This window comes from Pseudomonadota bacterium (assembly GCA_039196715.1).
GTDB lineage: Bacteria > Pseudomonadota > Gammaproteobacteria > CALCKW01 > CALCKW01 > CALCKW01.
On the sequence record JBCCUP010000041.1, the window covers coordinates 21,012 to 41,096 of the forward strand.

Below are 20,085 nucleotides of genomic sequence, written 5' to 3' on the forward strand. Positions count from 1 at the left end.
CGGCACACGGCTGCGGCTATTGACGGCGAGTTTGTTGGCGCAGGATTGATCGTGTGCGACTCGACACCGTGGTCGCGGTAGACGAATGGCGTTAGTGCAAGCCCGTTTTCGTGTCGGTGCGAACGGCTGCGTGTGGGGTCAGAGTTGCTTCAGGCCGAGCTGTATCAGCAAACCGACCAGCACGTCCTTGGCGCGCTCGCGGTGTTGCTCATGGCGGGTAGCAGCCGTCTCCGCCTCGCCCGCGCGGATCGCGTCGAGCACCGCGCGGTGGTCGGCGTTGGATTGCACCGGCAGAGGGCGCACATGCAGCGTGACGGCCCTGGCACGTCGCACCTGGTCGCTCATGCGCTCGAAGATCGCCATCACCCGCGTGTTTCTCGCCAGGCGCACCAGTTCGCGGTGGAACACCTCGTCTGCCCGGGCCCAGGCCTCGCGGTCTTCACGGGCGATGGCCGCGTCCATGTCGTCGATGGCCTCGGCCAGCACGGTGAGGTCGCTCTCGGCGTAGCCGCTCGCCGCGGCCTTGCGCGCCGCCAGGCTCTCGATGGCGGTCAGCACCTCGTAGATCTCGCGCATGTCATCGGGTGACACCGGCAGGATGCGCACGCCCCGGCGCGGTATCACCTCGATCAGCCCCTGGCTTTCGAGCACCAGCAGCGCCTCGCGCACCGGCGTGCGCGACATCGCCAGCCGCGTGGCGAGCTCGGTCTCGAGGTGGTTCGAACCGGGCCAGAGCTTGCCCGAGAAAATCAGGTCGCGCAGCGCCGCCGTGGCACGTTGGCTGTTGGACGAGGACTTGGACGGGCTTGAGGTCACGGCGGAAAGTCGGGTCGGGTGGTCCGAAGGAGCGGCGCACAGTGTATACCGTCAGGCGGGGTGCCAGCGCGCCCGCGGGATACAACGCCGTCCCTCGTCGCGGGCCATGACACGCCGGTCAGGCGGCCACCGTGCCGCGCAGGGCATCGGCCACGCTGTCCGCAACAGCCTGCGTCGTCGCCCGCCCGCCGAGGTCGCGGGTCAGGCAGTCGGGGTCGCCGAGCACCGCGTCGACCGCGAGCTGCACGCGCTTCGCGTCGCGGTTCAGCTCGGCGATGCCGTGCTTGGTGCCGAGCCAGTCGAGCATCATCCCCGCCGAGAGCAGCATGGCGGTGGGGTTGGCCACGCCGGTGCCGGCGATGTCCGGCGCCGAGCCGTGGCAGGGCTGAAACACCGCGTGGTGGGCACCGATGTCGGCCGAAGGCGCCACACCGAGCCCGCCCATGAGGCCGGCGCCGAGGTCCGAGAGGATGTCGCCGAACATGTTCTCCGTGACCAGCACGTCGAAATCCCAGGGGCGTTGCACCAGCCAGAGCGCCATCGCGTCGACGTAGGCGTGGTGGTGTGGGATGTGCGGGTGGCGCCGGGCTTCGGCGTCGAACAGCGACCGAAAGAACGCAAAGGCGCGGAAGACGTTGGCCTTGTCGACGCACGTCACGCCGGAGCGGGCGCCGGCGGCGGGCTGGCGCTGCGCGGCGAGGTCGAAAGCGAAGGCGCAGAGCGGCTCGGTCACCGCGCGGGTGATGCGCAAGGTCTCGCGCGCCTCATCGGCGCTGCACTCGCCGTTGCCTTGCGAGTAGAAGAGGCCCTCGGTGCTCTCGCGGATCAGCACGAAATCGATGGATTTGCCCTCGGGCAGGCGGAGCGGGCAGAGGTGCGGCAGCGCGCGCACCGGGCGCACCCCGGCGAACAGCCCGAGTGCCTTGCGCAGCGTGATCTGCGGCGCGATCTCGGTGCCGTCCGGGTAGCGCACGCTCGGCAGGCCCATCGCCGACAGCAGGATCGCGTCGGCCCGCTGCGCATCCTGCAGGCCGGTTTCGCTGAGGTCGACGCCGGTGTCGCGGTAGTGCGCGGCGCCGGCCGGGACGGTGGTGAAGTGCAAACGGTAGTCGCGCGCGTCCTGCGACAGCGCGCTCAGCAGGTCGAGCGTGGGGCCCATGATTTCCGGGCCGATGCCGTCGCCCTCGAAGACGGCGATCGAGAGGGTGGTCGTGGTCAAAGTGGCGCGCCTCCAGCGGCGAAAACGGGTCGGGCAACAAAGTATATTTCTATGCCGTTGACAATGTATACATAAAATTATACAAATAGCCCACCCAACGTCAGAGCTGAAGGAGGATCAACGCATGGGAACACCGTTCAAGTTCATGGCCGCCGCGGTGGCCGCACTCGCCAGTGCCAGCGGCGCCGCCGTTGCACAGGACTACCCCTACCGCGACATCACCACCGCTGTGGTGTGGGGTGCCGGTGGCGGCACCGACTCGATCAACCGCATGATCATGGCCGAGATGGAGCAGCACCTGCCGGTCTCGATCAACGTCATCAACCAGACCGGCGGCGTCGCCGGCTCGAACGGCATGGTCTACGTGATGAACCAGCCCGACGACGGCTACACCCTGGTGGGCCTGTCGGAGTCGAACGTCACCGCGGCCGTGCAGGGCGGCTGGGACCAGAAGTTCGACTACTGGTACCCGTTCATTGTCGGCGGCTCGCCCGACCTGATCTCGGTGCCCGCCAACAGCCCCTATGACTCGCTCGAGGCCCTGGTGGACGCGGCCAAAGCGGCGCCCGGCACCATCACGGCGGCGGCCTCCGGCGCGGGCAGCATCCACCACCTCAACCTGCTGGCAATCGAGAACGGCTCGGGCGCGAGTTTTCGTTTCATTCCCTACAAGGGCTCGGCACCGAGCCAGGAAGCCGCGCTCGCCGGCGAGATCGAACTGGTCGTCACGTCACTCGCCGAGCAGGCTGCGCTGATCGAGGGCGGTGAGCTCAAACCGCTCGCCATGCTGACGCCGGACAGCGTCGAGATCGCGGGCATGACCGTGCCCTCGGCCTTCGACAGCTACGACGGCCTCGACCAGTACCTGCCGCTGATGCAGGCCATCGGCTTCGCCGTGCACAACTCGGCGCCGGACAACGTCAAGGCGGTGCTCGGCAGCGCGTTCGAACAAGCCATCGCCTCGAGCACGGTGGCCGACTGGGCCACTGCCAACAACTACGCGGTGAGCGGTGTGTACGGCGAGGCCGCGCAGGCGACCTTCTCGACACTCGAGAGCAACTTCGCCTACACCCTGCAGGCGCTCGGCGCGACCACCGTCGACCCGGCCACGCTTGGCATAGCCAAGCCCTGACGGCCCACGCGGACGGTGTGCCTGGGCGCTGGCCCGGGCGCGCCCCGCACCGAGACCGCACCCATGACCGCAACCGACGACACCGCCACGCGCCGCGCCCGGGACGTCTGGGCCGCCCTGGTGCTGATGGGCGTGTCCGTGTTCTTTCTCTGGCAGACCGCCGACATCCCGCTCTTCGGTGACAACCGCGCCGGTGTGCGCGGCACGGACTGGTTCACCTCGGCCGCGTTGGTGCCGCTCGGGGTGTTCGGCGCCATGCTGTTGTTGTCGGGCGGGCTGCTGGTCACGGCGTTGCGGGCCGTTGGCTGGCGACGGGCGCTGCGCCTTGACGGGCTCGGCATCACGCGCGACGCGGCGCGGCGTTTCACCACGCTCGTCGCGGTGCTCGCGGCCTACATCGTCGGCCTGGTGCCGCGGGTCGATTTCATTCTCGCGAGTGCGCTGCTGATCTCCGCGCTCGTCTACGGCTACTACGGCGACCACCCGCGGCGCGCTTGGGTGGCGGCGGGCGCGGTGGCGGCACCGGCGGCCTTCGCGTTGGTGGCTTTTCCCGCGCAGCGCGACTGGGGCGCGCACACCGACGACACCGTCACGCTCGGCGTCTGGCTCGGCCTGACAGCGCTGGTGGTCCACGCGGCGCGCCGCGAACCGGTGCTGCGGGTGGTGCCGGTGTTGTCGATTGTGGCGCCGACGCTGCTCGTTTGTGCGATGGCCTTCGGATTCCGGCAGAACGTGCCGGCCCGGACGGGGCTGGTGTTCAAGCAGATCGAATACCACTACTTCGTCACCCTCAAACCGCTGTTTGCCCGGTGAGCTGCCCGTGTTTGTCGAGCAACTGACCGCCTTCGCCGCCGTGTTCACGGCGCTGGTCGCCGACCCGACCACCTACCTCTACCTGGTGTCGTCGGTGTTCCTCGGCATCACTTTCGGCGCCCTGCCGGGGCTGACGGCGACGCTGGCGGTGACCATCCTCACGGGCTTCTTCGGCAACAAGATCCCCTTCGACTACGCGCTGATTGCGCTGATCGGCGCCTACGTCGGCGCGATCTACGGCGGCTCCTACCCGTCGATTCTCTTGAACATACCGGGAACTGCAGCGAGCGCCGCAACGGCCATGGACGGCTACCCGTTGGCACGCGCGGGCCGGGGTGGGGAGGCGCTCGGATTGACCACCACGGCCAGTGTCATCGGGACTTTGATCGGCACGGTCGCGCTGTTGGCGTTCTCGTGGGTGCTGCTGCTGATCGCCAAGAACATTGCAAGCCCGGAGAAGGCCCTGCTGGCGCTGTTCGGCATCCTGCTCTCGGGCACGCTGATGAGCGAGGACCTCGTGATCAAGGGCTGGCTCTCGGGGCTGATCGGGCTCGGCATGGCGATGGTCGGGCTCGACCCGCTGCTGAGTGAACCGCGCTACACCTTCGGCTGGTCGTACCTGCTGTCGGGCTTTCAGGTGGTGCCGGTGTTGATGGGCGCCTTTGCCGTGCCGCAGATCATCGAGGGCATGCGCCACGTGGCGCGCGGCACGGTGCAGCCGCTGACCGGCCGCATCGCACCGAACGTCGCGACCGTGCGCCGCCACTTGCCGACCATCGGCCGCTCGGGCCTGATCGGCACCGGCGTCGGCGCGCTGCCGGGGGTGGGCGAGGACGTCGCCGGCTGGGTCAGCTACGGCGTCGGCAAGAACCTCAGCCGCGAGGGGCAGCGCTTCGGCAAGGGCAGTTTCGACGGCTTGCTCTCCTCGGAAACCGCCAACAACGCCTGCATCGGCGGCGCGCTGATCCCGCTGCTGGTGCTCGGCATCCCGGGCTCGCCGCCCGCGGCCGCGCTGCTCGGCGCACTGAAACTCAACAACGTCATCCCGGGCCCCACCATCGACCCGGTGATCATCCTGCAGGTGGTCGCCATCCTGATCCTGTCGTCGGTGACGCTGCTGATCATGGGCCTCTACACCGCGCGCGTCTTCGTGCGCATCCTGACCATCCCGCAGACGCTGTTCCTGCCCGTGGTCATGGTGCTGACCACGCTCGGCTCGTTCAGTGTCGGCGGCGGCATCAACGACCTCTACCTCATGCTCGCGGTCGGGGTGGTTGCCTACTTCCTCGGCGTGTTGAAGTTTCCGATCGCGCCGCTCGTGATCGGGGTGATCCTCGGTGGCCTGTTCGACGAGAGCCTGCGCCGCGCGCTGCTGATCACCGGCGGCGACCTGAGCGAGGCGTTGGCCCGGCCTGGCGCGGCGCTGCTGATGACCCTCAACGTCGCGCTGGTGCTGAGCCAGGTGCCGGCGATCAAGCGGCGGTTCCGCCGCGGCTGAGCAAACCGGCGCGCGAGACCCGCCGGCCGCGCGGCAGCTACACTGGCACCCAGCCGCCGACCGAAGGGCTCCACCGTGGACACCGCGCGCTTCACCCTCAGACGGGACACCCCCGACGCCGCCGAGTTTGCGGCGCTGCGCGCGGCTGTGGGCTGGGGCCGTGTGGAGACTGCTGTGGCGCAACGCGCGCTCGACTGTGGCCTCTGCTGCGTCACCGTGCGCGAGGGCGAGACTCTCGTTGGCGTTGGCCGTGTGGTGGGCGATGGGGCGTTGTACTTCTACATTCAGGACCTCGCCGTCGCGCCCGCGTATCAAGGCCTCGGGATCGGCGCCGAAATCCTCCAGGAGATCGAGCGGTTTTTGCGTACAGACGCGCCGGCCGGTGCCACGGTAGGGTTGTTGGCGGCCCGCGGCAAAGAGGCGTTCTACGCCCGCGCCGGCTACGTCGAGCGCACGGGCGAACCGCTCGGCAAAGGCATGTGCAAATTCGTGTGAGGGCAGGGCCCCACCGACAGAACGGTAGAGCGATATGGTGAGCAAAGCGGGGGTTCGGGTGCTGGCGGCGTTGGCGGTGCTCGTCGTGAGCGGCTGTTCGACGGCGTTCAAGGGCGAGGTCCTCACCGGCGAGATCGTCGCCGACGACTGGCGCATGCCGATCGCACCGGCCTACGACGCCTTCTTCGACGACACGCTCTACTCGATCCAGCGCGAGGGCATGGTGGGTGCCTTCCAGATCAGCACGGTGTCCAAGACGGGTGGCGCGGTCACCGAGGCTGACATCAACAAGATGGCCGAGCCCTTCATCCGCCGCCGCGCCACCCTCGAGTCCATGCCAATGGCGGATGGCATCGCCTACCGCACCGTGTTCAGCGACACCGGCGTGCATTGGCGCGCCTGGTACTTCGGTGTCGACAACACCGTGGTGTTCGTCACCTACAGCGCCTACGAGCGCGAGCTGAACCGCGCCGAACTCGACGAGATCGAGTCCATGGTCGCGCGCTTTCGCGCCACCTGAGGCGAGCCCGACCGGGCACAAGGTCCACCGCCGGCCGCGCGGCGTACCAGCTTTGTAACACGACCGACATGCGATTTGGTGCGTCTGTACCAATGTTGCGGTATTCGCGCACGGTGGACCAACTGGGCTATCAGCCGTCGCCGCATGGTGCGCTAGGGTGCCGCTAGCTCCTGTGTGCGCGAGGTAAGCGGTCTGCGCAGTTGGTCCGGTAGCTGGTGTTCCCCATCAACGTGTTACCGGAGCTGCAGTCCATGCAATGTGCTCGCGCGTCCTCTCGTGAATTCCGCCTGGCCCGGACGGCCAGCCTGTCGGCCCTGCTGGTGGCGCTGTGTGTTGGTGTGGCGCACGCGGACTCGCCACTGATTGATCCCCCACGCGGCTGGCAAGGCGGGAACACGCCGCGGGTGAACTACGACGGCACACCTGGCGAACGCATCAGCGACAGCTGTGCCCACTTTGGCACTACCTTCAAACGATGGGCTAGCCAAACCACGACGATTGATGCGCGCGGGCACGAGAAACGGACCTGGGACGGCGAATGCGAGACCGGTCGACGCATTCGGTTGCAAGAGAATGCGTACTGCCCAGGCAACCGTGGACTGCGCTGGTCGAGTGCGAGTGAGCCGCAGTTGTGCAGTGTTGGTACGGCCGGTGGTCCCGTCGAGTCGGTGACCAACCCCCAGTTGGGCTGCACAACTGGCAACCCGATCCACCTCGCCTCGGGCACCAAGATTCAACGGGAGACCGACTACCGCGTCAGCGACTTGCTGCAGTTCACGCGCTTTTACCGCCACCGTGCGGTCAGCGGCGAAAACGGGGCCGAGCCGGTGCTCGACGCCTTGTACGGCCGATGGACGCACACCTACTCACGCGCCTTGTTCTTCACATGGTCAGCCGGCTACGAAGACGAATCCTCGTTGCCGGGCCACATCTTTGTCACGCGCCCCGATGGTCGCCAGGCGCTTTACCTGCGCCAGGGCGACAACGCCGTGTGGCGGCCGCTCAACGCGGAAAACGCCGAACTCACGCGCGCGTCCGACGGCACCTGGCGGCTGCGCAACCCGCAGAACGAGACCGAGCACTACGATGCCTCCGGCGCGTTGACGCGCATCACCGAGGTGGGCGGCTACCACGTCACGCTGACCCGCAGCGCCGACACCATCGTGGTGCGCGACGCCCATGGCAAGACGCTGCGGCTCTCACTCGATGCGAACGCCCGTGTCACCACGCTCACCCGCGCCACGGGCGACACTGTCAATTACGCGTACGACGCCAACGGCGTGATCAGCGAAGTCACCTACCCCGACAACCGCAGTCGACGCTACACCTACGAGGCGAGCGGCCAACGCTACCTGACCGGCATCGTCAACAATAAATTAGACAGGCACCGTTAGTAGGCAGTGCAATTTTTTTGCTGAGTTAGTCCCCGCAAACCTAAGAAAGAGTGTTGTTGTTCGTGCGATAGCGCAGTTCTCTTTGTCTGTCACAGTCAGAACTGCGGTGTGGCCAAACAGCGACCAACGCAAGCAGCCGCGATGCCGCGGCGGGTTATGTTTGATTGGTTAGAGGTCAGGCGGCGATCAGCGGCGGCGATCGACTGCGCGTTTTTCCCACGTTGCGCGTGGCTTGCCGGATCGCTTCTTCGGTGCCGACCCAGTTCCGAAATGCCCCTTCGAACTCGGTTGCAATGGTCAACCAGGTATCCGCGTCAATGCCGAGGCGTGTGAGGATCGGCGGTAGCGATTCGTCAATGGCCCCGCGTTTCCCGTTGCGCACGACACGACCTGTGAGATCGACAAGCTCGATGTAGTGCTCGAGCGCGAAGGGAATACCGTCGGGCTTGTCTCGGTTCGCGCTTCCCTGAAACCGCATCAGCTCGGCTGGAATGCTGCCGTCCTTCGCTTTTTCTATTCGCCGCTTGATGCTCGTGTGCTCACTTGTCTCGGGCGTATCAGCGAGCTTGGCGCGAACGGGGTTGAGATCAACATAAGCCATCGCTGATAGCACTGCGGCCTCGTCGAGCAGTGCCTGGCTCTTGAACCGGCCTTCCCAAAAAGCGCCAGTGCAGTGGTCCTCTGCGTTGGCGCGCCGTGCGATAGGCTCGTTCACGCAGCGCATGAACCAGGAAATGTCCGTCAGGCGCTCGCGCCAGACCACAGCACAGGCGTGCACGTGGGTCACTTCGCCGCTGGTCAGGGTGTTTCGTGCGTGGAGATACCGCTGACTGAGCCGCGAGCCGGTGAACAGCCAATGCCACCGCTCTATTACCTCGTCTGTGCTCCAGGTAGCAGCGCGCTCGAGATCGACGCGCAAAACCAGGTGGTAGTGGTTGGACATGATGGCGTAGGCAGCGACATCGATGGCGAAGACACGGGCAACCGCCACAACACGCTTCTCAACCCACGGCCTGCGGTGCTCGTAGTCCTGACCGGAGTACGCATCCTCGCCGCACAGGAACGCCCTGCGAACGCAGCGAGACACCACGTGGTACCAAGGCGTGTCAGAAAGGGAAATCAGTTGTGCGCGTGGTGTAGGCACTGCTTCTGTCGTTAGAGGATGTGGACGTGTGTTTGTACAACACTGCCAGTGGTGACATGTCACGATCGCTCAAGCGACACACGCACAACCGGCTTCCCGTGCCAGCATCGTTGCGTTTGTGTGCCAAGGGTGGGTGTCTTTAACTTTGATAATATTCTCGACAATCGTGAGCCTGCGATTGATACATTTGTAGACAGTGGCTTTATCGATCTAAACAATACAGACGGGCCCACATACTGGAGCTCGCAATTTGGTGAATCGCCTTTCGATCGAGCCATTGTTGCGGCAGACCGCCCAGAATTTAAGGACAGCAGACAGTATATTATGCGGTCATCTGATCTAGTTCTGCATGATCGCTATTTGTCCGATCATCAGATGATCAAGATCAGCGTCAAGCTCTATCTTGATGACAATGACCCAAAGTGAACTGCGCAATTCTCCGATACGTCACTGCTCTAATACTGAATTCAATCACGTTTTTTGGAAAGTGATCGCAGGATTTGCGCATGAAAAAAAGGGAGTCGTAGTTGCTTCAGTAAACTTGAAGTGGACGGGTGTCTTGAACTTTCTAGTCTTCCGCGACATCGTGCTGTTCGAGCGCGGAATGCAATACTGAGACATTGCCAAAGGTCAGCAGGCTAGCGCAAGTCACACCCAGCCCAGCGCCCAGCAGCACGGTGATGTTCAGGGCGGAGAGGTTGCCAAAAGCATTGAGTCGCAGAAACAGCAGGCCCAACGCAAGCGCGGGCAACGCACCTGCGCTGACAAGGCTTTCAAACGCTCCCGCCGCGAACACGAGAATACGCTGCCGTGTCCAAGGCAGTTCCAATCGCCCACGCAAGCTGAGCGGCAGCCAGGCGAATGTGGTGAAGAGCGCGGGCTCTTGGTCGACGATGCGCGTGAGGTGCCGCGTGTGCGCACAGAAGTAACTACACAACGACAGTAGGATCAGAGGCGAAGCGAAGATCGCAAGGCTGCCCGGAATTGTCGTGCCGAGGATCGACACTGACCGCGCCGTCGGACTGGACGCGGCAAGGTTGTCGGCCAGGCGTTGTGACAGCACGCCGAGCTTGTCGGTGCGAAGCACGCCGCCGTCGTCCGCCAACGTTGGCGCAAAGACCAGCTCGTCGCCTCGGACTGTCACCACTGTGTCGTCAAAGGACTGCGAACGCACCCAGGTCACAAAATCGCTGTTTTCCAGTTCGATGATGTCCGCCTCGAAGCTCGCGCTGAACACGGGAACCCCGCCAACACGCACCGCGTCGAGCAACTCGAAGTGCAGCCCGACCGTGACCGACTCGCCCGGCAAGAAAGACTCCGCCACGAAGGAAAAATCTGTCAGCGCCAAGTCTATTCCCGCCACCCGACGACCCGCACCTGGGTTGTCTCGGATAAAGGCATCAATCTCGTCGAGCAGTCCGTCTACCCGCGGCACCAGCACTTGCGCATTCGCTGTGAGCGACAGCCCGTTCAACGCGTTTAGTGAAATCACCGAGGCGTTGTCGACCTCGCTCAGCACCGTGTCCGCGACCAGCACTTTGCCGACGTGGATCGGTTCTGCGAAAGCCGCCGCCAAGGTGTCGAGTCCGAAAACAAGGTGCGCTTGTTCGTCAAAGTGTTTGGCGATCTGATCGGCAATGGGCTGCAGTACCGCCTCCCGGGCGGACTCCACCTTCTCAGCCACGAACGCGTCATAGGGGCTCAGGTCGAGGCCAATCAGCCCATTGACTAGCGCTTGCTGGCGAGCTGTGTCCGCAGGCCGCTCGACCGACAGCGCAAATACGATCGTGACCAACGACACCGTCATAATCAGCCGATGCAGCGTCCGTGTGGATTTCAGGGCATCTTCAATCACCCGCACCTCCTTGGCAGGCCGTGAATCGCGCACTGCGACACTGGCCACAGTCTACAGCCCGCACTGGTTGCTGTTGCACCCCGACTGGACGGACCTGTGGCAAACCAGGTGGGCCACCCACGCGTCGCCCCAACGACGGCAGACGCCGCATAAGCGATCAGCGCCGTGTCGGCGGTTCTGGCGGCTGAACGTATACTCTGCACACCTTCGAGTGCGGTGCGCCCAGGGCTGCCCGGCTCGCTCAAATTGCCTGCGGAGTCAAACACATGGCCACGTTTCCCGAACGCGCCAAGGTCGTCATCATCGGTCAGGGCGGTATCGTCGGCGCCTCGGTTGCGCACCACCTGATCGAGCGCGGCTGGGACGACATCGTCGGCATCGACACCTCCGCCATTCCGACCGACGTTGGCTCAACCGCCCACGCCTCGGACTTCTGCTACGCGACCGCACACGACAACTTCACGTGCTACACCACGCTCTACAGCATCGACTTCTTCGAGAAGCGCGGCCACTACGCGAAGGTCGGTGGGCTCGAGGTGGCGCGCGTCGGGGACGACGAACGGCTCGGTGAGCTCAAGCGCAAGGTGGCTTCGGGCAAGGCATTTGGCACACGCGCGACCATGATCTCCGCGGCCGAGGCGAAGGCGAAGTTCCCCCTGCTCGAGGAAGACATGATCACTGGCGCGCTCTGGGACCCGGACGCCGGGCTCGTGACGCCGCGCTCGCAGACCGTGGCCGGCGAGCTGGTTGAAGAGGGTGTGAAGACCGGCAAACTTGCCGCCTTCGCCAACACCGCCTGCACCGGGCTGGTGATCGAAGACGGGCGGATCAAAGGCGTCGAGACCTCGCGCGGTACCGTCCTCTGCGACTATGTGGTCAACTGCGCCGGCCTCTGGGGCCGCCTGATCGCCGAGATGGCCGGCGAGGACTTGCCAGTGATGCCGGTCGACCACCCGCTGACCTTCTTCGGCCCCTACACGGAATTCGAGGGCACGGGCAAGGAAATCGGCTACCCGCTGTTGCGCGACCAGGGCAACTCGGCCTACCTGCGTGACACCGGCGATCCGACCACCGCCGAGGGCGGGCAACTCGAGTGGGGTTACTACGAAGAGAAAGACCCGCGCATGTGCCACCCGCGCGACCTCCTCTCGAAGGAAGACGCGCGCTTGTCACCGTCACAGCGGGACCTCGAGCTCGACCAGGTCATCGAGCCGCTCGAGCGCGCAATGGAGCTCACCCCGGCGCTCGCGGAGCTCGGCTACGACGAGAAGTACTCGTTCAACGGCCTGCTGCAGGTCACGGCTGACGGTGGCCCCTCGATCGGCGAATCCACCGCCGTGCGCGGTCTCTGGCACGCGATCGCGGTCTGGGTGAAAGACGGTCCGGGCACCGGCAAGGTCATCGCCGACTGGATGACCGACGGGCGCACCGCCGTCGACCACCACAGCATCGACGTCGCCCGCCTCTACCCGTTTCAGCAGGAGGAACAGTACATCGCCGACCGCTGTTACGAATCGGCCTTCAAGATCTACAACCCGGCGGTGCACGACCGCGAGCCGTACTCCAAGGGCCGCAGTGTGCGCCAACCGCCGTTCCACGAGCGCGAGGTTGCGCTCGGAGGGCATTTCATGGAACTCGCCGGGTGGGAGCGCGCGCACGGCTACGCGAGCAACGAACACCTGCTGGCCGAGTACGGCGACCGCGTGCCGGTGCGCGAGCACGAGTGGGACAACCGCCATTTCTGGCGTGTGTCGAACGCCGAACACCTGAAGCTCTCCGACGACGTCGGCATGATCAACCTCTGCCACTTTGCCGAGTTCGACGTACAGGGGCCGGACGCCGAGGCCCTGCTCGAGTGGGCCTGTGTGGCCAAGGTTGGCGGCACCACGCCGATCAACAAGGGCGTCTACACCCACTTCCTCGATGACACCGGCGGTGTGATGGCCGACCTCACCGTGCTGCGGCTCGCCGAGGACCACTACCGCGTGATCGACGGCGCCGACGCCGGCCACCGCGACATGGTCTACACGCGGCGCCTGATCGAGGACAAGGGCTTCGACGCGACCGTCACGGACACGTCCGAGGACTACGGCTGCATCGGCGTCTGGGGACCGAACGCGCGCACGACCCTCGAGCAGATTGCCGCCGACCCGGCGGACCTCGGCAACGACGCCTTCCCCTTCGCCGCGATTCGCCATATCACCCTCGGCGGGGTCGAGGTGATGGCACTGCGTCTCTCCTACGTCGGGGAGCAAGGCTGGGAGTTGCATTTCAGGATGGCCGACGGCCTCGCGCTCTGGGATGCGATCCACGGCCTGGGTGTGACGCCCGTCGGCATCGAGACCTACGCCAACACACGGCGGATGGAGAAGAGCCTGCGGTTGCAGAACGCCGACCTGCTGACCGACTACAACCTGCTCGAGGCGGACCTTGCCCGCCCCAAGGTCAAGGACGCGGATTTCCGCGGCAAGGCCGCCTACCTCGAACACCGCGCGCGGGACCACCAGCCGGCGATGCTCTGCACGCTCTCGATGATCGACAACACCGACCCCAACGGTGTCAAACGCTACCCGCTGGGCAACCTGCCGATCATGGACCCGGACAGCGGCGAGGTGCTGGTCGATGCACTCGGCCGACGGAGCTACACCACCTCGATCGCCTTCGGCCCGACCCTCGGCAAGAACATCGCGCTCGCCTACCTGCCACACGCCTACTGCGAGGTCGGCCGGACCCTGCACATGGACTACATGGGCGACACCTACCCGGTGCGCGTGGACGCCATCGGTTACGGTTCCCTGTACGACCCGGAACACGCCAAGCCGCGCTCGTGAGACGGCGCCGACAGCCCGCCCGCAGCACCGGCTGCGCTGCCGGGCGTACAGTTTACGGATTACTACTTACACACTAAGCGAGAGTTCGACGGTCATAAGAACGCCTGCCGCGCTATCATAGGGGGTGGCCAGCGCGATCGCGTGTGCGCTTGCGCGTGTGCGTCCCACCGGGGTACCCGGGTCGCGGCCGTGACCGGGGCCCGACAGGGGGACAGGCACAGCAGGCTGTGTGCACCCGCCGCGTACCGCGAAACCGGCGCGCGGGTGCGCAGTGACAAACGACCGTGTCGGCAGACGGGTTTTAACAGGGCTGATCTCGCGTGATTCTTCGCTTTCTCTTGGTTGTGTCGTACATCGCCTACTGCGCTCGGTTGCGTACGAACCCAAGTCGCTACTTTCAGCTCAACGCGACCCACTTCAACCCGCACAAGGGCTACTTTTCCAAGCTCGACATCGATCAGCTGATCCCGAGCAAATGGCGGCTGCGGCAGTGCCTCGACAACGGCGTCGACACCGATTTCAGCTACCCGGTGTTCGTGAAGCCCGAGTGGGGCCAGAACGGCCACGGCATCCAGCGCGCCGACGACGCCGCCATGCTGACCTCGATCCGCACCCACGCGATCGATCGGAAGATGCCGCACATCATTCAGGAAGCCGCGCCGGGTGCACGCGAGTTCGAGATTTTCTGGGTGCTGTCGGCACAAGACGAGCGTCGACCGGCCGTGTTTGGTGTCGCCGAAGCCACCAACCCCTGTGCCGAGCGCTATCCGATCAACAGCGTCAAACACCCGAACACGGCCTACCACGACATCACGGCGTCGCTGGACGACGCACAACTCGACGCACTGTGGCAGCACATGCGCAGCCTCGGGCGGCTGGTCATCGCGCGTGCCGGGGTACGCGCGGACACGATCGAGCAGCTGATCAACGGTGATTTCCACGTCATCGAGGTCAACCTCTTCGTGCCCATGCCCCTGCACGTGCTCGACGCCGACACCCCTTGGGAACAGCGTGTGCGCGAGGTCTGTCGCACCACGCGTGCGCTGGCCCACATGACCCGCCGCATCCCGCGAAATCAGGCCACGCGATCAATCTTCTTTCGCAAGTGGCGCTTGTCCCGGCGCAACAAGATGCTGCCGTTGACACGCTAGGGGCCGGGTGTGATCGAGTGGTTCAAGAAGCACGTGTACGCCGCGATCAGCGAGCGTTACATGCACGGCTGCAGCAACTACAACGACCTCGAGGTGCGCCGCAGCTGCCGTTCCAAGGAACAGGGCCGCACCCGCTTCGCCGAAGGCGGTGTGCCGCACGCGCGCGGGCTGGTGTTCTTCAACCCGTGGAAGGCCCACCGGTTCGCCAAGGAACACGGCTTTCCGTTGGTCATCAAACCGAATGTCAGCGGCTATTCCCGCGGCAGCTATTTCCCGATCACCAATTTCCGGGACCTCTGGAAAGCCATGGCACTGGCGCGGATCTGGTGGCCGCGAACCGTGGTCGAGCAGTACCTCGAAGGGCCCAACTACCGTGTGGTGACGGTCAAGGGCAAGATCATGTCGGTGATCCAGCGCTACCCGCCGTTCGTCATCGGCAACGGGCGCGACACGGTCTCGGCGCTGATCGATGCGGAGAACGCGATACGCGAATCGATGGCGCTCTACGGGGGCATGTTCCCCATCAGCAAAGGCGAGCTGGTGGTCAAACACCTGAAAAAGCACGGCCACACACTCGACAGCGTGCCGGCCGACGGTGAGCGTGTCGAGTGTTTTCACCGGGTCGCGCTCGCCCCGGGCGGCGTCGTCCACGCCATCGAAAGCGAGACCGTGCACCCGGACAACCTCGAGCTGTTCCTGCACGTGCTCGAGCTGTTCAAGGCGAACATCCTCGGCATCGACGTGATATTCGAGCGCGGCATCGAGGAGAGTCACAAGACGCAGCGCTGCATCGTCCTGGAAGTGAACTCGCGGCCGTACCTCAAGATGCACGACTACCCGCGCTACGGGAAGAAGCACGACCTGTCAGGTTACTACGCCGAGCTGGATCAACTGGCTGTGAACCAACCGCACACCTTCTGATGCCCCGCAGCAGCGCGCTGCGCTTCTACCAGTTCTCCGCTGCCCACGCCCTGCTGATCGGACTGTTGCCGTTCTACCTGCCGGCACTGCTGTGGCAAGCCGGCCAATCGCTCGCCGACATCGCCGTGTTCATTGCCATCGGCGGGTTCAGCTACGCGGCCTGCCTGCTGGCGTGGGACGCACTTCGCGCGCGCCACGCCTTCCCCGTGCTGGTGGTGCCCTCCTTCGTCTTGTGGCTCGCCGTGGTGGCCGCCACCGTGTTCGACCCCGAGTTTGCCACCACACCCCTCACCGCGGCGCTGTACGGCGCCTACGGTTGCTTCTACTGGATGACGCAGCGCCTGTTGTTTGTCGAATGCACCGGCCCGGACAACACCGGCCGACGCTTCGGCAATGCGCAGATTCTGGTCACGGTGTTGCTGAAGGTCGGCATCCTCTGCGGCGGCTTTCTCTGGGACCGGGCCGGTGCGGGCAGCGTGCTGACTGTCGCGGTCGTGTTGGGCCTGGTCACCACCGTGGCGAGCCTGCGCCTGAGCTGGCCGACTCACACCCGCGTGCCGGCGAGCCGTCCGCGTGACCTGGTCGGTTTCAGCGACCGCCACCGATCGCGCGCCGTGTTCCTCGTCGACGGCGTGTTTCTCTTCGCCGAGAGTTTCTTCTGGGTCATCACCCTGTACGCGCTCGCCGACCAGAACATCGCCAACCTCGGCGTCCTGGTGGTGGTGCTGTCCGCGGTCCTGTCGGTGGTGTTCTACCTGATCAAGAACCGGCTCGACACGGCGCCGCCGCACCGGATCTACGTGCTGGCTGTGCTCGGCTACGCGGCGTCGTGGGGGCTGCGTGGCGCCGTGGATCTGGCAGGCGGAGCCACCTGGAGCTACGTTGTCATCGTGCTCATCGCGTTCCTCACGGCGCTGTTTCGGCTGGTGTTCAACAAGCGTTTCTTCGATTTGGCCCGACTCGAGCAGCCCCATGCCTACATCGTCGCCAAGAGCCAGTGGTCGCAATTGGCCCTGGGCGTTGGCTACCTTGCCTGTGCCCTGACAGTCTTCGGTGGCCTGTCGCCAACGTGGGCTTTGCCGCTGTTCTACGCACTGCTGGTGCCCCTGACCGGGGTGTACTTGCGCTACCGCGCCGCGCTGTAGCCACACCTGCCCATCACTTGAATTTATGAGCCGATTTAGGCTCTTTAGTATCTATTTATTCAAATTTGGAGTCATTTTTGGCATTTTACTTGATTTATATTATTGAGCCATAATAGACACATAAAATGTGAAAAAAGCACTCTTGAGCCACATATGTCTCACAGCATTGATATCCAGTCTGCTCCCATCGACCGTGTGGTCAGCGCGCTGACCCAGCGCCTCGACACCGAACGGCTGACCCAGAACGTGAGCCAGGCGAGCCTCGCGCAAACAGCCGGGGTCTCGCGCCGCACGGTGATCCGCATGGCCGCTGGCGAGGGCGTGTCACTCGAATCCTACGTGCGCGTCGCACTGGCCCTCGGCCTCACAGACGCGCTGTCAACGTTGTTGACGCCGCCCGAGCTGAGGCCACTTGAGCAACTCACCCGCAAACCCGCCCGCCAGCGCGCCAGCCGCGGCAGTACCGATGACACCGTCGCCTGGCACTGGGGCGACGAGAACGCGCCGTGAGCACGTCGGCCTGGGTCGAGCTGTGGGGCCGCCGCATCGCGGGCGTGAGCTGGGACGCGGAGCGCGAGCACGGCGTGTTTCAGTACACCCCTGCGTTCGCGGCGTCGGCGATCGAGGTCGCACCGCTCACCATGCCGCTGCGCACCGCACCTTACCGTTTCACCGCCCTGCCGCGCGAGAGCTTCCACGGTCTGCCGGGCCTGCTTGCCGATTGCTTGCCGGACCGCTTTGGCAACACCCTGATCAACGCATGGCTCGCCGAGCAGGGCCGCACGCCGGCGAGTTTCAACCCCGTCGAGCGTCTGTGCTACATCGGCTCTCGGGCAATGGGTGCACTGGAATTCAAACCGTCCATCGGGCTCGACGGGCGGGCCGGGCGCCGCATCGCGCTTGACGGGCTGGTCACACTGGCGAACCGCGTGTTGGACGAGCGCCTCGGGCTGACCGGCGCGCTCGGCGGCCACGACGACCGAACCGACATCGAAAACATCCTGCGCGTCGGCACCAGCGCCGGTGGGGCGCGCGCCAAGGCCGTGTTGGCCTGGCACCCCGACACCGGCGCGTTCCGCTCCGGCCAGGTCGCCGCGGACAGCGGCTACCAACACTGGCTGGTCAAATTTGACGGGGTCCACGGCAACCGCGACAAGGAACTGGCCGACCCACAGGGATTCGGCCGAATCGAATACGCCTACGCGCGCATGGCCGCCGACGCGGGCATCGACATGAGCCCATCACGGCTGTTCGAGGAAGGGGGACGGGCGCACTTCATGACCCGGCGATTCGACCGGCGAGATGACGGTGCCAAGTGGCACATGCAGTCGCTGGCGGCGATGCGCCACTTCGACTTCAACGCCGCCGGCAGCAACAGTTACGAGGAAGCGATCCAGACACTTCGGCAGCTTGGCCTGCCCGCATTGGATGTCGAGCAACAGGTGAGGCGTGCGGTGTTCAACGTGTTGGCGCGCAACCAGGACGACCACGTCAAGAACATTGCCTTCCTGATGGACAGCCGTGGCGATTGGCGGCTCAGCCCCGCTTTCGACGTCACCTACGCCTACAACCCGGACGGTGCCTGGACCAGCCAGCACCAGATGAGCCTGAACGGCAAGCGACGCGGCTTCACGCGCGACGACCTGGTCCGCTTCGCTGCGTACGCCAACCTGAAGAAACGCAAGGCCGACGCCCTCATCGAAGACGCACTCTCCGCCCTCGGCGCCTGGCCCGGACACGCGCGCGACGCCGGCGTCGACCCGGCGGACGCGGCGCGCATCGCCCGCAGCTTTCGCTGGCTCTCCTGATACCCAGCGACACGGGCAGCAGGACAGAGCGGGTATAGTCGAGCGCGTCTCCCTACCCCTGCGTGAACACCGATCCCATGCGTACACACTCCGTTTGGGGGCACGCGCTGCTGGCTGTGCTGACCTGCAGCGTGCTCGCGGCCTGCCAAAGCGCTCCGCCCAACGCCCCACCGCCACACACCGATCGCAGCGCACTGCGAGTGGCCACCTGGAACATCCACTACATCTGGCTCAACCGTGACAGCGGTCGGTGGTCACGTGGCCACTGGGACGCACGCAAAGACGCCGCCCTTGCCGCCTTCAAGGCGCTGGACGCCGACGTGGTGGCGTTCCAGGAGATGGAGTCGTTCGGCGGCAGTGACGATGACAGCGTCAACCTCGCGCGTAGCGCGCTGTTGGCCGCCAACCCCGGCTACGCCGCCGCGGCGGTCGGCGACTGGCGCCGCTTCCCGTCCACACAACCGCTGCTCTACCGCACCGACCGCCTCACGCTGCTCGACCAGGGGTGGTTTTTCTTCTCAGACACGCCCGACCGGATCTACTCACGCAGCTTCGACGGCGGCTACCCCGCGTTCGCGTCCTGGGCGGCGTTCGAGCAGCACAGCACCCAACAGCGGTTTCGCGTGGTCAACGTCCACTACGACTTCTCCAGTCGACACAACCGACGTGCGTCCACCGCCCTGACCGTCGAGCGCACACGCAGCTGGGTGCAACAGGGCGACACCGTGTTCCTGGTGGGTGACCTCAACGCACGACTGGGTTCGGACGTGGTCGCGACCTTGCGTGACGCCGGCTTCCGCTTTGCCGATATCGCCGGGTCGACCTACCACTTCAACCTGGGCCTCAACCTCTTCGGCGCCATCGACCACATTGCCGCCACCCCGGGCGCCACACTTGAGCACGGGCCCTGGGTGCTCAGGCAGCGGTGGGACGGCGTCTGGCCCAGCGACCACTACCCCATCGCCGCGGACTACGCATTGAACGCCGGAGCCGACTGACACGGCACGACCGCACGCCGCGAGAACCGCATCCTTGCGCAGCAATGCGTGCCCTCTTCGTGGGAGCCGCATCCTTGCACAGCACGATGCGGCGATGCGATAGCGAACAGGGCGTTGCGATCGGTGCAACTCCTATTCGCCCCAGGCACGCTTCGCGTACGCTGGCGCTCCCACAGGATCGCGTCACGCTACGGGCGCTGCATCCTTGCGCAGCAACACGCGCCCTCGCTGTGGGAGCCGCATCCTTGCGCAGCACGATGCGGCGATGCGATAGCGAACAGGGCGTTGCGATCAGTGCAACTCCTATTCGCCCCAGGCACGCTTCGCGTACGCTGGCGCTCCCAC

The 20,085-nt window shown here is 65.3% G+C and carries 18 protein-coding genes; 14 read left to right on the forward strand and 4 right to left on the reverse strand.

What is annotated here, in order from left to right:
• Positions 1–138: 138 nt before the first annotated feature.
• On the reverse strand, positions 139–816 hold the full coding sequence (locus AAGA11_14270; GenBank protein MEM9604028.1) for a GntR family transcriptional regulator: 678 nt from the start codon (positions 814–816) through the stop codon (positions 139–141).
• Positions 817–934: 118 nt separating this feature from the next.
• Positions 935–2,035 (reverse strand): isocitrate/isopropylmalate family dehydrogenase, encoded by a 1,101-nt coding sequence (locus AAGA11_14275; protein ID MEM9604029.1) that lies wholly within the window; start codon positions 2,033–2,035, stop codon positions 935–937.
• 124 nt (positions 2,036–2,159) lie between these two features.
• Here AAGA11_14275 and AAGA11_14280 point away from each other — a divergent pair, with 124 nt between their 5' ends.
• The 6 genes from AAGA11_14280 to AAGA11_14305 all read left to right on the forward strand — a co-directional run bounded on the left by AAGA11_14280 (position 2,160) and on the right by AAGA11_14305 (position 7,887).
• Positions 2,160–3,167 carry a tripartite tricarboxylate transporter substrate-binding protein gene (locus AAGA11_14280; protein MEM9604030.1) on the forward strand — a complete coding sequence of 336 codons (1,008 nt, stop codon included), beginning with the start codon at positions 2,160–2,162 and terminating at the stop codon, positions 3,165–3,167.
• Positions 3,168–3,230: 63 nt separating this feature from the next.
• Complete coding sequence (locus AAGA11_14285; GenBank protein ID MEM9604031.1) at positions 3,231–3,980, forward strand: hypothetical protein; 750 nt, start codon at positions 3,231–3,233, stop codon at positions 3,978–3,980.
• A 7-nt stretch (positions 3,981–3,987) separates the two neighbouring features.
• Positions 3,988–5,478, forward strand: a complete 1,491-nt coding sequence (locus AAGA11_14290) for a tripartite tricarboxylate transporter permease (GenBank protein MEM9604032.1) — start codon at positions 3,988–3,990, stop codon at positions 5,476–5,478.
• A gap of 75 nt (positions 5,479–5,553) precedes the next feature.
• Entirely contained in the window at positions 5,554–5,973 is a 420-nt protein-coding gene (locus tag AAGA11_14295) for a GNAT family N-acetyltransferase (GenBank protein MEM9604033.1), read from the forward strand.
• A 34-nt stretch (positions 5,974–6,007) separates the two neighbouring features.
• Positions 6,008–6,493, forward strand: coding sequence for a hypothetical protein (locus AAGA11_14300; protein MEM9604034.1), 486 nt, complete (start codon positions 6,008–6,010; stop codon positions 6,491–6,493).
• A 251-nt stretch (positions 6,494–6,744) separates the two neighbouring features.
• Positions 6,745–7,887 carry a DUF6531 domain-containing protein gene (locus AAGA11_14305; GenBank protein MEM9604035.1) on the forward strand — a complete coding sequence of 381 codons (1,143 nt, stop codon included), beginning with the start codon at positions 6,745–6,747 and terminating at the stop codon, positions 7,885–7,887.
• A 175-nt stretch (positions 7,888–8,062) separates the two neighbouring features.
• On the opposite strand, the gene AAGA11_14310 is transcribed toward AAGA11_14305, so the two are convergent.
• Positions 8,063–8,878 carry a transposase gene (locus tag AAGA11_14310; GenBank protein MEM9604036.1) on the reverse strand — a complete coding sequence of 272 codons (816 nt, stop codon included), beginning with the start codon at positions 8,876–8,878 and terminating at the stop codon, positions 8,063–8,065.
• A gap of 282 nt (positions 8,879–9,160) precedes the next feature.
• On the opposite strand from AAGA11_14310, the gene AAGA11_14315 reads away from it, so the two are divergent.
• On the forward strand, positions 9,161–9,457 hold the full coding sequence (locus AAGA11_14315; protein ID MEM9604037.1) for a hypothetical protein: 297 nt from the start codon (positions 9,161–9,163) through the stop codon (positions 9,455–9,457).
• A 142-nt stretch (positions 9,458–9,599) separates the two neighbouring features.
• Here AAGA11_14315 and AAGA11_14320 read toward each other — a convergent pair whose 3' ends face one another.
• Positions 9,600–10,886, reverse strand: a complete 1,287-nt coding sequence (locus AAGA11_14320) for a hypothetical protein (GenBank protein ID MEM9604038.1) — start codon at positions 10,884–10,886, stop codon at positions 9,600–9,602.
• 266 nt (positions 10,887–11,152) lie between these two features.
• On the opposite strand from AAGA11_14320, the gene AAGA11_14325 reads away from it, so the two are divergent.
• The 7 genes from AAGA11_14325 to AAGA11_14355 all read left to right on the forward strand — a co-directional run bounded on the left by AAGA11_14325 (position 11,153) and on the right by AAGA11_14355 (position 19,740).
• Entirely contained in the window at positions 11,153–13,717 is a 2,565-nt protein-coding gene (locus AAGA11_14325) for an FAD-dependent oxidoreductase (protein ID MEM9604039.1), read from the forward strand.
• 320 nt (positions 13,718–14,037) lie between these two features.
• Positions 14,038–14,868, forward strand: a complete 831-nt coding sequence (locus AAGA11_14330) for a hypothetical protein (protein MEM9604040.1) — start codon at positions 14,038–14,040, stop codon at positions 14,866–14,868.
• A 9-nt stretch (positions 14,869–14,877) separates the two neighbouring features.
• Positions 14,878–15,789: a cyanophycin synthetase gene (locus AAGA11_14335; GenBank protein MEM9604041.1), complete on the forward strand. Its 912-nt coding sequence runs from the start codon at positions 14,878–14,880 to the stop codon at positions 15,787–15,789.
• Positions 15,789–16,934: a hypothetical protein gene (locus AAGA11_14340; GenBank protein MEM9604042.1), complete on the forward strand. Its 1,146-nt coding sequence runs from the start codon at positions 15,789–15,791 to the stop codon at positions 16,932–16,934. The genes AAGA11_14335 and AAGA11_14340 overlap by 1 nt, the downstream gene beginning before the upstream one ends.
• Positions 16,935–17,087: 153 nt before the next feature.
• Positions 17,088–17,444: a helix-turn-helix transcriptional regulator gene (locus AAGA11_14345; GenBank protein ID MEM9604043.1), complete on the forward strand. Its 357-nt coding sequence runs from the start codon at positions 17,088–17,090 to the stop codon at positions 17,442–17,444.
• The gene (locus AAGA11_14350; GenBank protein ID MEM9604044.1) at positions 17,441–18,742 is read left to right on the forward strand and encodes a type II toxin-antitoxin system HipA family toxin; all 1,302 of its coding nucleotides are present in this window, start codon (positions 17,441–17,443) and stop codon (positions 18,740–18,742) included. The genes AAGA11_14345 and AAGA11_14350 overlap by 4 nt, the downstream gene beginning before the upstream one ends.
• Before the next feature lie 77 nt (positions 18,743–18,819).
• The gene (locus AAGA11_14355; GenBank protein MEM9604045.1) at positions 18,820–19,740 is read left to right on the forward strand and encodes an endonuclease/exonuclease/phosphatase family protein; all 921 of its coding nucleotides are present in this window, start codon (positions 18,820–18,822) and stop codon (positions 19,738–19,740) included.
• Positions 19,741–20,085 lie beyond the last annotated feature (345 nt).